The following is a 15,760-nucleotide window of genomic DNA, read 5'->3' as shown; positions in this document are numbered from 1 at the left end:
TTTGACGCGGTACACCGTACGTTTTAGCCTGTCGGCGTGGGGTCCACTTTGGTGCAGATCACCGCGGTAAGGAGCCACATCCTCCTTGTCCGGGAGGCTGTGTGACAGCAGGTGACGAGCTCGCGCCTCGAGACGACGAGGAATGGCCGGCCACCCTGGATGTTAAGGCGCTCCGAAACACGGGCTGGGAACCGACACCATTCCGTGAATTCGTGCTCAAGATTCACAGCCGATGCAATCTTGCCTGCGATTACTGCTACATGTACGAGATGGCCGACCAGAGCTGGCGGGGCAGGCCGGTCCGCATGTCACCTGCCGTCGCCGGCCAGACCGCCGCCCGGATCGCCGAGCACCTCCACGACCATGGCCTCACCTCCGCCCAAGTGGTGTTCCACGGCGGAGAGCCGCTGCTCGCGGGCCCCCGGCTGATCGAACACCTGGTGAATTCCATACGCCGTCAGGTCGGCCCCGATATACGGATAACCTTTCATGCGCAAACCAACGGCGTGGAGCTGGACACCGGATATCTCACCCTCTTCGACCGCCTGAACATCCTGGTCGGCGTGAGCCTGGACGGCGCCGCCGCCGCGCACGACCTGCATCGCCGCTTTCCGAGCGGCCGCGGCAGTCATCAGGCGATGATGCCGGCGCTGGAGAACCTCACCGGCACATTCAGGCACCTGTTCGACGGACTGCTCTGCACGATTGATCTGGGCAATGATCCATGCGAAACATATGAGGCGCTGCTGGCCTTCGACCCGCCGGCCGTGAATTTCCTCCTGCCGCACGGAAACTGGTCCGCTCCCCCGCCAGGCCGGGATACCGCCTCACCGGAGGCCCCGTACGGTGAATGGCTGACGTCCGTGTTCGACCGCTGGTACCACGCGCCGCGCAGGGAAACGCAGGTACGCCTGTTCGAAGAGATCATGCAGGTGCTGCTCGGCGGTGTGCCGGCCAGCGAGGTCGTGGGCCTGGCCCCGGTGGCGATCATCGTGGTGGAGACCGATGGAGCCATCGAGCAGTCCGACGCGCTGAAGTCCGCCTACTCCGGAGCCGGCGCGACCGGCTTGCATGTCTCCCGCAACTCCTTCGACGAGGCCCTGACGCTGCCCTCGATCATGGCGCGGCAGATCGGCGAGCTGGCGCTGTCCCCGCAGTGCCGGTCCTGCCGGATCAACCGGGCCTGCGGCGCCGGTCTCTACGCCCACCGCTACCGCGTGGGAACGGGTTTCGCCAACCCTTCCGTCTACTGTCCAGATCTGTATCGTCTGGTGACCCACATCGCCGGCGCCTTGCGTACCGATCTCGCGGCGCGCGTGCAGTACCTGCGGGACCGCAGATGATGCCGCCTGCCTGCGACATCCCCGACGACGTCTTCACGGCGCTGGCCCGCGGCGCGGGAGGTTACCGGGCAGCGCGCCGCCTCACGGCGGTCGAGACCAGCAAGACCCTGCTGTTCCTGCGCGGCGTCGTCCTCGAATCCGAGGCCGCCCGCCACCCGGAAGCAGAGGCCGCCGCCCGGGCCTACGACCTGCTCGCGTCCATCCAGCACATCTCGCCCGGCGCTGTCGAGGCCGTCCTCGCCTACCCCACGACCGGCGCCTGGGCCAGGAGCACCGTGCTGGCCCTGCGCGACGTACATCCCTTCCGTGCCCATCCCGGGCAGCTCGCCGCCTTGGCGGCGGCGGCCGCCATCAGGGCTGGGTCACGGCACTCCATCCCCGTCGTCGCACACGGACGGGTGCTGACGCTGCCCTCACTCGGGCAGGCCCGGCTGAGCACCGACCGCAGCGCACTGCCGATGCGCTACGAAGTGACCATCCGCACGGGACCGTCCGGAGCCGAGATCATCGGGCGGCATGGCCAGGTGCGCTTGCCGTCCCTCTCGCACCGGGACGCGGACGACTGGCGAGGGCTGCGCCGTCTGTCCGCATCCGCCGACGGCGCCAGCCTGACCGTCACTCTGGACGATCTCGACCCTCATCGCCTGAGCGACCAGACTGACTTCTCCGAGCGGGTGTCCCCTGCCGAGCTCACGCTCTGGCAGTCGAGGCTGGAGGCATCCTGGACGATCCTCGTACGCCACCACTGGACCACCGCCGCGGAACTGCAAGCAGTGCTACGGACCCTGATCCCGCTGCGCCCGCTTCCCCAGGGACAGCGCAGCGGTACCGACCCCCGGCTCTTCGGTGCATCCGTGTTGTCCCTTCCGCCGAACGCTCTCTCCTTCGCCCTGACCCTCGCCCACGAGCTTCAGCACGCCAAGCTCGTGGCTCTGCTCGACGCCCTCCCCCTGATGGACCCCGAGGACGAGCGGCGCTACTACGCACCCTGGCGCGATGATCCGCGGCCGCTGGGCGGCCTGTTGCAGGGCGTTTACGCCCATCTCGGCGTCAGCGGCTTCTGGCGTCGCCAGCGCTGGCAGGAGTCAGGGCAGGCCGCGGCGCACGCTCACGCCCAGTTCGCCCGCTGGCGCATGGCGGCGTTGTCGGGTGCGCGTACCTGCACCGCCGCCGACGGGGTCACGCCGTCCGGCCGGCGCTTCCTCGCGACGCTCACCCGCACCCTGCGGGCGTGGAACCGGGAGTGGGTCCCGGAGCCGGCGCTCGACCGGGCACGTCGTGAGGCGTGGCACCACCTCATGACGTGGCTGGCACGGAACTCCGCAACGAGCGCCGCCCGCCACTCGCCCGGCGACTGAGCCGTGCAGTCCTGATCAGATCGGGGGCGGGTCGAAGTCGAAGTCCAGCGGACGGATCTCCTTGGCCACCACGGTGTCGGGGTGCGCGGCACCGAGCAGCTCGTCGTACGTGCTGAACGTGGGTCCGGCGAGCACCTCCGCCTCGTCCTCCCTGTCCTGCCTGCGCAGGATGCTCACCAGGTTGGCCGCGCAGCCCAGCGAGAGGGGATGGGCCTCACCGAACAGCTCTCGTGCCGTGTCCATGGTCTGCTCAGCGAGGGCACGCGCCCGTTCCAACTGGCCGAGGGCGGCCAGGTCGCTGGCCAGGTTGATGGCGACCGTCAACGAGTAGTGGTGCTTGCGCGTGAGAGTGCTGTCGAGGCCCTTGAGGCACTCCTCGTTGAGCCTGGCCGCCGCCGGCGCGTCGCCGCGCACGCGATGCAGGAGCGCGAGGTTGCCGGCACAGCTGTAGTTGTAGGGGTGTCTCTCGCCGTAGATCCGGGGATAGCGGTTCACGATGTCCCTGGCCAGCCGGAAGGCCTGGTCCACGTTGCCGATGGTGCGCAGGATGTTGGTCTGGTTCATCGCCGCCGCGAGAGTGTCGGGCTGGTTCTCCCCCAGCACGTGGTTGCAGCGGTCGTGGACCTCGGTGGCGATCTCCAGCGCCTGCTCGTAGTCGCCGTTGCGGCGCAGGGCGATCGACCGGTCCTTGCCCGCGCGCAGTGTCCAGATGTGGTTGGCGCCCAGCTCCTTCAACGCGTATTCGTGCACGTCCTGCCCCAGGTCGCAGGCGGCGGCGTAATCACCGCACAACCGCACCAGGCGGGCCAGGCCGTTCCAGGACGTGACGAGGGTGACGGCAGGCACGCTGGGGGTCATCTTCCTGAGCTCGTCGTACGCCCGGCGCTGCAGCTCGCGTGCCTTCACGTACTGGCTCACCAGGCCGTAGTCGAGTGCCAGGTTGTTCATGACGCGCAGCGTCTCCAGACCGTTCTCGCCGAAGACGCGCCCGCACCGCTGCAGCGTGTCCTCGTCCTGCGCGAGTGCCGCCCGGAACTCACCGCGGCCCCGCAGGTCGGCACCGAATCCGTTCGCCAGGCTGAGGGTGACCTTGTCGTCGGCGCCCAGGACCCGCCCGGCGAGGTCGAGAGCCTCCCTGCTGTTGTCGTAGGCCTCGGCGTACTCGCCCTGCTCTCGCAGGACGTTGCTCAGGTGCCGGTGAGCGGCGATGACCTCCGGGTCGGCGGGACCGGAGTCGGCGGTCCAGCCGTCGATGAACCTCTCGGCGAACGCCCGCGCGGTCTCCCAGTCGCCTGCCCGGTGCAGGTAGCGCACGGCCTTGTTGGCGAAGGCCCGCACCTGCGGGCTGCGGCACGCCCCGACGGAGGCGGCGGTGATGTGCCCGATCAGATCGTCGTAGCCGGACCAGTTGGCCTCGGTGTCGGGATCATCAGGGGCGGCGCTGGCGAGCAGCAGGTGGACGGTGTGCCGGAAGTACTCCTGATCCTCCCCGGAGAGCTCGCCCCGCAGCAGTGACTGGATCAGGCGGTGGACCTGGATGGTGCGCGTGGCCGGATCGATCTTGGCCAGGGCGAGGCTGCCGATCAGGCGGATGGCGCGGCTGTGGAGGATGGGATCCGCCAGCACGTCATGCAGCCGCTCTCCGGGCTCGGTGACGCTGCGGCGGAACACCTCCCGGGGGATGGGCTCCGGGCCGAAGAAGGCGCAGCAGCGCAGCAGGTCGACCGCTACCGGCAGTTGTTCGTCGAGCTGCGAGACCGACAGCCGCCAGGCCGCCGTCATCGAGCGTGGGTATTCGCGTGGCTTGTAGTCGTCGAGCACCGCCGCCATCTGCTTCTCGAGCAGCACGAGGTAGTCGTCGACTGCCATGCCGGTGAAGGCCTGCATGGCGCCGGCCTGCTCCAGAGCGAGCGGCAGGTCGCCGAGCTCGTGCGCCAGCCGACCGGCCTCGGCGTCACTCATCTGCCTGGGCACGCGCTTGCGCAGGAACTCCACGCTCTCCCTGCGGGTGAACACATCGACCAGGACGATCTCAGCCGCGTCCTGCCACTCCTGGTTGCGCGAAGTGATCAGAACGCGCCCTGGGCCGCCGGGGACGAGCCGGGCGACCTGCTCGGGCTGGTCGGCGTTGTCGAAGACGAGCAGCCATTTGTCGTACGGCTTGCCGGTACGCAGCGCTTCGATCACGGCGGCGGCCGCCTCCGCGATGCTCTGAGCCCTGACGCTCTGCAGGCCCAGGCGCGGCGCGAGAGCCGCCAGCGAGGCGTTAATCAGCTCGGGACGATCGGCAGAAACCCACCATACCAAATCGTATTCATACTGATATCGGTGCGCATACTCAACTGCGATCTGCGTCTTGCCGACGCCTCCCATGCCGTGCAAGGCATGCGGGAGCACCGCGGTGACTCTGGAAATGCTCTGATGCAGGACGTCGAGGAGATCTTCGCGCCCAGTGAAGTTCTTCAGACGAGGCGGGATCTTCTCGCCCCACACTTGCGGTCGGCGCTCTTGCATCCCGGCCATGCCCTTCCTCTTCTGGTGGAGCAATTCTAAGCACTTTTCGCGCCCAGCCCTACCCGTGTTCCTGCGACTCGCCACCGGTGTCCGGTGAATCCGCGCATGGCCGCTGATAATGGTCGCCTGGTCTCCGCAATACGGGACACCCGAAAACCGGTGCAGCCCGTTGAGGTCGATTCACACCCATGCTCTCACCACCTCATACAGAAGTGCGTCGCCACCGGGATGGGCAACACCTTGATCGAGCGGGACGCTGACGAGAACATGCTCCTGTAGCTCCCCGTTCTCTCTGCACCGCGACGCGGAAGGCAACGTGGTTGACAAGACACACGCGTACCGAGGGCGAGCAGGCCGATGGGCACCCAGAGGGGCTGCCCGATTTGTCGTCTGTTGACCTGGATGCACTGAAAAGAATGGCCAGTGAAGACCCTACGGCATTCGGGCGAGCCCTGCATCGCGCACTCACAGGAGGTGAGATCAAAACGAGGTTAGGTTTTGATTCCGGCATATAGCATGTCCAGCATGCCGCGCATGCCGAGAACTCGCCTTAGCAGGGATCGTTCATGGAACCAATCACTCACCCAAGGGGACCAGGACCGCATCACCGGACGACTGCATGCTCCAATATCCCGAGGTCCTATTGTTGCCGAAAAGGGACACTTTATGATTTGTCGGCGCCGGGTCGATCCGTCGCATGCCGGCATTTTTCGATGAGTGTTCGTTTCAGCATGCCGTGCCTTGGCGAGGCGGCCTCATGACGATCCCTCTGATGACCAACGGCGTGTATCAGGGCCCCTATGTCGGCCAACGCCCTTTTCGGGAAGACGAGGACTCGCGGTTCTTCGGCCGCCGGCAGGAGTCCTCCACGATTGCCGATGCCTGGCGCAAGCAGCGGCTCCTCATCCTGCACGGCCCCTCCGGCGTGGGCCGGACAAGCCTGCTGCGTGCCGGCGTGCTCCCGCTGATCGAGTTGGGCGCCACCGGAGTGCTGCCCGTCGGCAGGGTCACCCGGCGAAGGGTCTTCCCGAGCGCCGCCCTGCCTGAGCACAACCCGTACGTGCTGGGACTGCTGGCCTCCTGGTCTCCAGCCGACTCCGTCGGCCGGCTGGCAGGGCTGACCCTCACCGAGTTCCTCAAGCGCCAGGGCGACAGGGCCAGTATGTTCAGCGAGCCTGTCCCTCTGCTCGCAGCGGTGGACCAGATCGAGGAACTCCTCGATGGCCCGCCGGGCTCTCAATCGCACCGCGACGAGTTCCTGACCCAGCTCAACGAGGCGGTGGCGAAGCTGCCCGAGCTGCGCCTGCTGATCGTCGCACGGGACACCGACCTGCCCTGGTTGCGCGACAGGCTGCAGCTCTCGCCCGCGCTGATCCGTATGGAGCCACTGGATCACGCCGCGGCCGTCGAGGCGGTGAGCAGGCCGCTGCACCACACCGGCAGATGGTTCGCCGGCGACACCGCCGCCGAGATCGCCGCCGACCTGCGTGGTGCCACCCAGGTGATCGAACCGGCCCTCCTCCAGGTCGTGTGCTCGCGGTTGTGGGAGGCGCTACCGGCCGAGGTGGAGGCGATCACGATGGCCGACGTCGGCGAGCGTGCCGGGGTCGACCGGTCGCTGGCCGCCTTCTGCGGCGAGGTCGTGGAGTACGTCACGGATGGCCGCGGCGTTTCCGCCCCGTCCTTGATGACCTGGTTGCAGCAGCACTTCACCAGGTCGGCGGCCGAGCCGGTCGCCGAGGGCGAATCCGAGACCCGCGGCATGCCGAACGGCCTTCTGCGCGCCCTCGAGGACCGCCACCTGCTGAAGGCGGAGCTGCAGCGCGACGGGCGGGTCTACCGGCTGCAGCACGAGCGGCTGGCCGGCCCCTTGCTGCAGGCTCGTCCCGCCGGCCGCGCGGCGCTGGACACCGATTCTCGCGAGCATCTGGAGGCCGCCGCGGTCGCGCTCGCCAAGGGTCTATGGCCGGAGGCCGAGCGCGAGCTCCGGCTGGCTGTGCAGTTCGGTGAAGAAGAAGATCTTCGGCTGCAGGCGGAGGTCGAATGCCTATGGGGAGACATCGCCCACGCGCGCAAGGATCACGAGCGGGCGGGGAAGCACTACCGCGAGGCTGCCATGCTCTTCGAGGCGTTGCAGGACACTTTCGCGGTGGCCTGGCTTCTTGCCGCGGCCGGCGCCGTGCTGCTGCGCGACGAGGAGCGGGGCGCCGAGGTCATGGCGGTGATGCGGTCGGCCGCCGACCGGCTCCCCGACGACCTGTCCCTGCAGGTGCAGCTCGGCAGGACGCTCTGGCTGCTCGGCCGGGACGACGCGGCCAAGGCGATTCTGGGCGGAGTCCTGGCCGCCGACGCCGCCATGCCACAAGCGCTGCGCGCACGTGGCGAGATGCTGGCAGACCTGGGCGATGTCCGGGCGGCGCTGGCCGACCTGCACCGCGTGCGCGGTTACCGGCCGCCCACCACTCGCGCCGCCCACGCGCTGGTGCTGTCGGCGCTCAGCAGGGAAGGCGAAGGGGAGAACGACCTGCTGTCGGCGCTCGGCGACGCGCCGGAGCACGGCCTGGTGCTCCTGTACGCCGCGCGGGCCAGAGCCGCGCAGGGCGATCACGCGGAGGCCGCCGCACTGGCCAGGCGAGCTCTCACGGCCGACCCGCCACTACTTCCTGCGCAACGCGAGAAGGCTCTTCAGCTTTCCCGCTCTGTTTCCGGCGGGTTCCAGAGCTGACGAGTTCCTGACCATTCCGGCCTCGGCCGCGGCGGCCTCGTAGAAACGATCCACTTTTGCTTCGAGCGTCTTGAAATCGGGCGAGCTGAGCAGTTCTCCGCCGAAATGCTCGCCGTTGGCCGCGTCGTAGATCAGATTCGCCGAACCGACGATGCTTGTCACAAGGCTGCGTGCCTGTTCTCCGAGGTCGCGCGCGGCGTCCCCCACCGCGCCTGGTTTGAGGAGCGCGACCTGGCCGGCGTGTACGACCACCTGGATCGCTTGTTCCTGCATGTCCACCAGTTGGGTGCTCAGGTCGGCCCAGGCTCGCTGGCCCGTGATGTCGGCACGCATGCGCAACCGGGCGACGGCGCCCAGCAACTCGGCCGCGCTCTGCTGACATGACTGCTCCCAGCGCTCCAACGCCTGCCTCTCCGCCTGACGCTCCTCTTTCCGGAGATTGGCCCTGTTGGTGAGGGCTACCCCGGCGAACGTGCTGAGAGCTCCGAAGACCACGCCCAGGACCGGGATCAGCGCGAGGAGCACGTTCTGGTCCAACATAAATACATGCTGCCACCCATTGGCCAACGTCGGAATATGGCATGATTTATCGAAATAGAGATAACCCTTACTGCTAATATGCGACAGCCGTTGCTCGTCGGGACGGCCGCCACCGATTGGGGCCTTTGCCCGAATTGCCGTAACCGGTGAGGGGAAGCGTCGGGGACATGGAGCTTTGGAGCGGATTCCTTGGTCAAGTGATGGATGACCGGCCGTCCGTTACGGAATCCTGGACGAGGCGACAACGACGCAGCCCGCCGGACCGGCTGCCCCCCGAAGCGATGTACGAGTGCGATGGCGGATCCGTGGAACAGCTGGAATACCGAAAGCTCATCAAGGTGCTGGAGCAGGTGGCCGCGGCTCGTCAGGGGGCGCTGTATCCGGTGCTGGCCGAGGCCCTGGCCGTCCACCTCGGGTGGATCGACGCGTTCGTGGCCGAGAACCCCGCGTACCTGGCGGTGGGCTGCGGTGGTGAGGAGCAGTATCTGACCACGTTCCGGCCGGACTTCGTGGAGGAGTACGTCGAGCGCTGGCGCTACAACAACCCGTTCGCCTCGCACGACGGGGTCGCCTGCCTGACCCGCCACGGCGTGGCGACCCTCGGGCAGCTCCGGCTGCGGGCGACCGGGCCGGAGCGGGACTTCGCCGACAAGTTCCTGCGCCGCAACGGCATCGACGACATGTTGAAGATCGTCGTCAGGTCGCGGGCCACGGGGACGGTCAGCACGCTGGGGGTGCCGTTCGACGGCGCGCGGCGGGCCATCGGGCCGGGCGACCGGCTGATGGCGGCCACGCTGGGGCCGCTGCTGAGCCCGTACTTCGACGCGGACGCCGGTGACTACCCGCCGGCCAGCCAGGCGCGGTAGCGCCGCAGCAGCCGGGCGCGGCGGCGCGCGTCCAGGCGCAGCGCCGCGTCGGGGTCGGTGGTCTCCGGAGCGGTTCCGCGGGCGGCGGTCCGTCTCAGGATCCAGCGGACCGCGGCCTGCTTCGCGGCGGAGACCGTGGCCTTGTCGGACGCCGAGGAGGGCGGCAGCGGCTCGGGGCCGGGACGTCCGCACGACCAGTCGCGGGGAAGAGTGGGGCGTTGCGCGAGGGCGGTGGCGACCCCGACGACGGCCACCCCGGCGCGCAGGACCTCCTGGGCTCCTTCGGCGGTCCTGATGCCGCCGGTCAGCATGATCGGCATCGGGGAGGCCGCGACGACCTCGCGGGCGAGGTCGAGGAAGTACGCCTCCCTCGCCAGGGTCCGCTCGTCGAGAACGCCGTGCATGACCGGGCGCTCGTCGAGAACGCCGTGCATGACCGGGCGCTCGGCGCTGCCGCCCGAGAGCTCCACCAGGTCCACCGGGTGCTCGCCCAGCAGCTCGACCACCCGCAGCGCGTCCTCCTGCTGGAAGCCGCCGCGCTGGAAGTCCGCCGTGTTGAGCTTGACGCCGAGCGCGGCGCCGGCGGGCATGGCCGCGCGCACGGCCCGCACGACCTCGATCAGCAGCCGGGCCCGCTGCTCGATCGGGCCGCCCCAGCGGTCGGTACGCCGGTTGGCGAGCGGGGACAGGAACTGCGAGAGCAGGTAACCGTGCGCGGCGTGAATCTGCACCCCGGTGAAGCCGGCCTCGATCGCGCGGGCCGCGCCGGAGGCGAACATCGTGATCACGGCCCGGATGTCGTCGTCGTCCATGGCGACCGGCCGGGCGAAGCCGCCGGTCCCGGAGATCGGGACGCCCGACGGCGACCAGGCGACGCCGCCGAGGTCGGCGCGTACCTGCCGTCCGGGGTGGTTGAGCTGCATCCACGCGGCGGCGCCGCCGGACCGGGCGGCGGCGGCCCAGGCGGCGAACGGCTGGAGCGGCGCCCGCGCGTCGAGGACGACTCCGGCCGGCCCGGTCATCGCGCGGGCGTCCACCATGACGTTGCCGGTGATGAGCAGCCCGGCGCCGCCGGCGCCCCAGATGCGGTAGAGCCTGCGCAGCCGGTGGTCGGGAATCTGGCCGGGCGCGGCGAGGTTCTCCTCCATCGAGGCCTTGGCGACCCGGTTGCGCAGCACCGCGCCGCTGGGAAGGGTCAGTGGGGAGAACAGCACTTCAGCCTGGTCCGAGCCTTGCACGTGTTGCAGCATAAGCAACGGTTTGGGCATTATGCAATCTATGACAACGCACGGGATCACTCCGGCCACCGGGCCCGCTCCGATCGTGCTCGGCGGCAACGTGTTCGGCTGGACCGCCGACCGCGAGGCCTCGTTCGCGGTCCTGGACGCCTTCGTGGCGGCGGGCGGCACGCTCATCGACACCGCCGACTCCTACTCGCAGTGGGCCCCGGGCAATGCCGGCGGCGAGTCGGAGACGATCATCGGCGCCTGGCTGGCCGGGCGCGGTGACGGGCCGCCGGTGTCGATCGCCAGCAAGGTGAGCCAGTCGAAGCACCGCCCTGGGCTCGCCCCGGACAACATCCGCGCCGCGGTGGCCGACTCCCTCGCCCGGCTCGGCCGTTCGTCGATCGAGCTGTACTACGCCCACTTCGACGAGGAGGACCGGCCCATCGAGGAGATCGCGCGGGCCTTCTCCCGGCTGCGGGACGAGAAGCTGATCGCCGAGATCGGCGTGTCGAACTTCAGCGCGCAGCGGATCGCCGCCTGGCTGGACGTGGCGGAGCGCGAGGGGCTGCACGGCCCGACCGTGATCCAGAAGGAGTACAGCCTCGTGGAGCGCGGCATCGAGGCCGACGTCGTCCCGCTCGCGCGCGAGCGCGGCCTGACCGTCATGACGTACTACTCGCTCGCCCGTGGCTTCCTCACCGGCAAGTACCGTGGCGGCGCGACGGTGGACAGCCCCCGGGCCCAGGCCGCGGCGGCGTACCTGGACGAGCGCGGCCACGCGGTGCTCGGGGCGCTCGACGAGGTGGCCGCCCGCCACCAGGCCGCGCCGGCGGCCGTCGCCCTGGCGTGGCTGGCCGTCCGGCCCGCCGTCAGCGGCGTCATCGCCTCCGCCCGCGACACCGGCCAGCTCGGCGACGTGCTCGCCGCCGCACGGGTGCGGCTGAGCGAGGAGGACGTCGCGCGCCTCGACGCCGCCTCAGCGACGGCCACCTCGGCGGGCCGATGACGCGAACCGGCAGCCACCTCGGCGGGCCGGCGAGGCGAGCCGGCGGTCACCGCCGCGGCCGGCGAGGCGAGCCGGCGAGCGTCCGGGGGTCGCTGTGCCGGCGGTGACGGCGTGCCTGAGCGCGATCGCGGCTGACTAGGATCCAACCATGGGCGATTGGACCCCACCCACCGCCGGAGGTGACCGGCAAGCCGGGCAGAACGTCATCGTCGCGCTCCGCCGCGGCCTGGACATCCTCGACATGTTCAGCGCCGACCGGCGGGTGGTCGGCATCACCGACATCGCCCTGGAGCTCGGCATCCACAAGTCCAGCGCGTCCCGGCTGGCGGCGACCCTGGCCTCGGCCGGATACCTCGTTGCGGCCTCGGCGGGCAACTACACGCTCGGGCCGCGGCTGGCCGTGCTCGGCTCGCTGCTGGCCGCCCGGCAGGATCTCGCCTCGGTGGTGACGCCGTTCCTGCGGGAGCTGGTCGAGGTCACCGGCGAGACCGGGCACCTGGCGGTGCTCGACGACACCGTCGCCAAGACCGTGCAGGTGGTCGACGGCTGGCACACGGTGCGCATGCACTCGTGGGCGGGCAAGCTGTCGCCGGCGCACTGCAGCTCGATGGGCAAGGCGCTGCTGGCGGGCCTGTCCGACCCCGAGGTCGCCAAGCGGTACCCGGACGCGGAGCTGCCGGTCCGGACGGTGCACACCATCGGCACGGTCGAGCGGCTACGCGCCGAGCTGGCGCGCATCCGCCGCACCGGGGTCAGCCTGGACAACGAGGAGCTGGAGGCGGGGCTGCGCTGCGTGGCCGCGCCGGTCTTCTCGCCCGAGGGGGGCGTGGACGCCAGCATCAGCATCTCCGGCCCCGCCCAGCGGATGACCCGCGACCGCATGGCGGTCCTGGCCAAGCTGGTCCGCTGGTACGCGTGGCGGGCCAGCATGGCGCGCGGCGTGCTCGCCGTGCCACCGGGCTGGCCGGCGGCGCCCGCGGAGGAGCCGCCGGCCCCCGACTGGATCGAACGGCCCGGCGCGGCCGGCCACCCCGACACCTGACCGCAGCGCCGGCCGTCGTTCAGCGGGCGGCGTCCAGGCCCGCGAGGTAGCCGAAGGTCATCCCCACGGCGAGGGTCGCTCCCGGCCCCGGGTAGCCGTCACCGGTCCAGAAGGCCGCCGCGTTGCCGACCGCGTACAGGCCGGGCAGGGGCGATCCCTCGCGGGTGAGAGCGCGCCCGGCGGTGTCGGTGACGGGCCCGCCCTTGGACCCGATCACCCCGGAGTACACCCGCATCGCGTAGTAGGGCGCCCGGTCGATCGGGCCGAGGCAGGGGTTGCCCTCCTGCCAGGGGTCGCCGTAGTAGTCGTCGTAGGCGTCGCCGCCGCGCCGGAAGTCGTGGTCCACGCCCTCGGCGCAGAAGCCGTTCCAGCGCTCGACGGTCGCGGCGAGCCCGTCCGGGTCCACGCCGATGCGGCCGGCGAGCGTGGCCAGGTCGCCGCCGCTGACGATGTGCCCGGGCAGCGGGCCGTCCGGCGTCAGCCCGGGGAGCGGGTAGCGCTCGCGGAAGCCCTCGTCGAAGATCAGGTAGGCCTCGTCGCCGGGTTCGAGCCGGTGCATGGCCTTGCCGAACTCGTTGTACGGCACCGCCTCGTCGACGAACCGCCGGCCCTTCCGGTTGACCACGATCTGCCGCGGCACCCCGCGCTCGCGCACCAGCCCGCGCGGGTACGGCACGCCGTCGACGAGGTCGCCCTCGGGCCGCGCCATGGGCATCCACCAGCCCTCGGACAGGTTGTCGACGGGCAGGCCGAGGTCGTCGGCGACGGTGAGGGCGATCCCGGTGTCGCTGGGCGCCGAGGCGGACACGCCGAGCCCGGCGGGCAGCAAGCGGTGGCGCAGTTCGTCCATCGCGTCGAACGCGCCGGTGGCCAGCACCACCGAGGACGCCCGGATGGTCCGCTCGCCACCGCCGGTCCGCACCCGCACGCCGATGACGGCGTCTCCGCCGCCCGCCCGCACCCCGGTGACGGCGTCGTCCCCGCTGCCCGCCCGCATCTCGGTGACGTCGCCGGTCAGCACGGCGGTCAGCGCGGTGCCGGTGCGGACCGTGGCGCCGGCCCTGACGGCCCCGTCGAGCAGCGCGGCGACCAGGCCGAGGCCGCCGGTGCGGATCCCCCGGGCCATCCTGTCCGCGAGCAGGTCGTGGTCGATGCGGGCCGGGTAGCGCCACCTCTCCCACTCGGCGTGGGTGATCGGGCTGTATCCCGGCGGCTGCCGGATCGACCGCACCTGGGGGACCAGCTCGTCGAGGTGGACCGGGGCGACGTCGAAGCAGCGCCCGCCGCGGGTGGCTCCGGCGTGGTCCTGGTGGTAGTCGGGGTAGTTCGGGCAGACGACGAACCGGTGCGGGGAGTGCTTCTCCACGAAGGCGGCCATCACGCGGGCCTCCCGGACGAACGTGCGGATCATCGGCTCGTACCGGGTGTCGAAGATCTGGTCGAGGTACCGGTTCGCCAGCTCGTCGGAGTCGCCCGCGTTCTCGGGCGTGCCGTTGGCGGGCAGCCACACCCGCCCGCCCGAGAGCGCGCTGGTGCCGCCGATCTCGTCCGCCGACTCGATCACCAGGGTGCGGGCGCCGCTGGTGGCCGCCGCCAGGGCGGCCGTGAGGCCGGCGGCGCCGCTCCCGGCGACGACGACGTCGTAGGTCTCGCTCATGGAAGTTCCTCTCATTCCGGCCGGCGCAGGTTGAGCACGACGATGCGCGGGTCGGTCATGTCCTGGACCGCGTACCGGGGCCCCTCCACACCGTGCCCGCTGTCCTTGACCCCGCCGTACGGCATGGCGTCGGCGTGGTAGCTGGAGGTGTCGTTGATCATGACGCCGCCGACGCGCAGAGTGCGGGCGGCGTGGAAGGCACGGTCGAGATCCTGGGTGAAGACGCCCGCCTGCAACCCGTACCGGCCGGCGTTGACCCTGGCGATCGCGTCGTCGAGGTCGCGCACCGGGACGACGGACACGACCGGCGCGAAGATCTCCTCGGTCAGCACCTCGCTCTCCTCGGGCGGCTCGGCCAGCAGGGCCGGCGTGAGAACGCTACCGGTGCGCTCGCCTCCGACCCGTAGCCGCGCCGATCTGCCCGCCGTCTCCACCCAGGTCGCGGCGCGCCGGGAGGCGGCCTCGGAGATGAGCGGGCCCACGTCGGTGCCCGCCGCCCGCGGGTCTCCGGCCTTGAGCCCGGCGACCCGGTCGGCCAGCGCCTCGGTGAACTCGTCGAATCGGGTGTGCTCGACCAGGATCCGCTGCACGCTGGTGCACACCTGGCCGGCCTTGCGGAAACCCGCCGTCGCCACCAGCCGCACCACGTCGTCGAGCCGGGCGTCGCCGGCGACGATCGAGACGCTGTTGGAGCCGAGCTCCAGATGGGTCCTGGCCAGGCCGGCGCCGGCCGAGATGACGCGTCCCACCGCGGTCGAGCCGGTGAAGGTGTAGAAGCGCACCCGGTCGTCGCCGAGCAGCGCGGGCCCGATCGCGCCGCCCGGCGCGCACACCAGTTGCAGCAGGCCCGGCGGCAGCCCCGCGTCGGCGAACGCCTGCACGACGTTGATCGCGCTCAGCGGGGTCTTCTCGGCGGGCTTGAGCACGACCGCGTTGCCCGCCGCGATGGCCGGGCCGACCTTGTGCGCGACGGTGGACAGGGGCGCGTTGAACGGTGAGATCGCGACGACCACGCCGACGGGGACGCGGGTGGTGAAGGCCAGGCGGTTCTCGCTCCCGGGCGTCGCGGCGAGCGGGACCTGCTCGCCCGCGATGCGCAGCGCCTCCTCGGCGCTCAGCCGGTAGATGCCCGCCGCCCGCCGCAGCTCGCCGCGCGCGTCGGACTCCAGGAAGCCGGTCTCGCCCATGTAGTCGCCGACGAGCAGGTCCGCCCGCTCCTCCATCAGGTCGGCCACCCGGAGCAGGATGCGGGCGCGCTCGCCCTCGTCCAGCGGGCTCTGCGAGGCGCGGTACGCGCCGGCGATCGCGTCCCCCGCGTCGGCCGGCGTGGCCTCGGCGACGCCGGCGAGCACGTCGCCGGAGTACTTGTCCAGAACCTCGATCCGGCCGGCCGCATCCCGCCACTCACCGTCGATGTACAGGCCGCTCGCGCGTGCCGCTGTGCTCATTCAGGTCTCCTTCACCAGCACGACCCGTTGACGTG

At 70.7% G+C, this 15,760-nt stretch carries 11 protein-coding genes; 6 read left to right on the top strand and 5 right to left on the bottom strand.

Annotated elements, in window-relative coordinates:
* Window positions 1-101 precede the first annotated feature (101 nt).
* Complete coding sequence (locus HD597_RS61930) at window positions 102-1,343, top strand: FxsB family cyclophane-forming radical SAM/SPASM peptide maturase (RefSeq protein WP_253758699.1); 1,242 nt, start codon at window positions 102-104, stop codon at window positions 1,341-1,343.
* Window positions 1,340-2,701: an HEXXH motif domain-containing protein gene (locus HD597_RS61925; protein ID WP_253758696.1), complete on the top strand. Its 1,362-nt coding sequence runs from the start codon at window positions 1,340-1,342 to the stop codon at window positions 2,699-2,701. Before HD597_RS61930 ends, HD597_RS61925 begins: the two co-directional genes overlap by 4 nt.
* 15 nt (window positions 2,702-2,716) lie before the next feature.
* On the opposite strand, the gene fxsT is transcribed toward HD597_RS61925, so the two are convergent.
* On the bottom strand, window positions 2,717-5,215 hold the full coding sequence (gene fxsT / locus HD597_RS61920) for an FxSxx-COOH system tetratricopeptide repeat protein (RefSeq protein WP_253759974.1): 2,499 nt from the start codon (window positions 5,213-5,215) through the stop codon (window positions 2,717-2,719).
* 757 nt (window positions 5,216-5,972) lie between these two features.
* On the opposite strand from fxsT, the gene HD597_RS61915 reads away from it, so the two are divergent.
* The gene (locus tag HD597_RS61915) at window positions 5,973-7,940 is read left to right on the top strand and encodes an nSTAND1 domain-containing NTPase (protein WP_253758694.1); all 1,968 of its coding nucleotides are present in this window, start codon (window positions 5,973-5,975) and stop codon (window positions 7,938-7,940) included.
* On the opposite strand, the gene HD597_RS61910 is transcribed toward HD597_RS61915, so the two are convergent.
* Window positions 7,872-8,480, bottom strand: a complete 609-nt coding sequence (locus HD597_RS61910; RefSeq protein WP_253758692.1) for a hypothetical protein — start codon at window positions 8,478-8,480, stop codon at window positions 7,872-7,874. The two genes, HD597_RS61915 and HD597_RS61910, sit on opposite strands and share 69 nt — an antisense overlap.
* A gap of 305 nt (window positions 8,481-8,785) precedes the next feature.
* Here HD597_RS61910 and HD597_RS61905 point away from each other — a divergent pair, with 305 nt between their 5' ends.
* Window positions 8,786-9,346 (top strand): hypothetical protein, encoded by a 561-nt coding sequence (locus HD597_RS61905; protein ID WP_253758690.1) that lies wholly within the window; start codon window positions 8,786-8,788, stop codon window positions 9,344-9,346.
* On the opposite strand, the gene HD597_RS61900 is transcribed toward HD597_RS61905, so the two are convergent.
* Window positions 9,319-10,584 carry an oxidoreductase gene (locus HD597_RS61900; RefSeq protein ID WP_253758689.1) on the bottom strand — a complete coding sequence of 422 codons (1,266 nt, stop codon included), beginning with the start codon at window positions 10,582-10,584 and terminating at the stop codon, window positions 9,319-9,321. The two genes, HD597_RS61905 and HD597_RS61900, sit on opposite strands and share 28 nt — an antisense overlap.
* Before the next feature lie 40 nt (window positions 10,585-10,624).
* Between HD597_RS61900 and HD597_RS61895 the strand changes: the two genes are divergently transcribed.
* Complete coding sequence (locus HD597_RS61895; protein ID WP_253758687.1) at window positions 10,625-11,578, top strand: aldo/keto reductase; 954 nt, start codon at window positions 10,625-10,627, stop codon at window positions 11,576-11,578.
* A gap of 148 nt (window positions 11,579-11,726) precedes the next feature.
* Window positions 11,727-12,620 (top strand): IclR family transcriptional regulator, encoded by an 894-nt coding sequence (locus HD597_RS61890; protein ID WP_253758685.1) that lies wholly within the window; start codon window positions 11,727-11,729, stop codon window positions 12,618-12,620.
* Window positions 12,621-12,639: 19 nt separating this feature from the next.
* Here the strand turns inward: HD597_RS61890 and HD597_RS61885 are convergent, their stop codons facing one another.
* Both HD597_RS61885 and HD597_RS61880 read right to left on the bottom strand, forming a co-directional pair.
* Window positions 12,640-14,277 carry an FAD-dependent oxidoreductase gene (locus HD597_RS61885; protein WP_253758683.1) on the bottom strand — a complete coding sequence of 546 codons (1,638 nt, stop codon included), beginning with the start codon at window positions 14,275-14,277 and terminating at the stop codon, window positions 12,640-12,642.
* A gap of 11 nt (window positions 14,278-14,288) precedes the next feature.
* Complete coding sequence (locus HD597_RS61880) at window positions 14,289-15,725, bottom strand: aldehyde dehydrogenase family protein (RefSeq protein ID WP_253758681.1); 1,437 nt, start codon at window positions 15,723-15,725, stop codon at window positions 14,289-14,291.
* Between the last annotated feature and the right edge of the window lie 35 nt (window positions 15,726-15,760).

Origin of the sequence: Nonomuraea thailandensis, assembly GCF_024172165.1 — a bacterium.
Lineage (GTDB): Bacteria > Actinomycetota > Actinomycetes > Streptosporangiales > Streptosporangiaceae > Nonomuraea > Nonomuraea thailandensis.
This window is presented reverse-complemented; position numbering and strand designations above follow the sequence as displayed.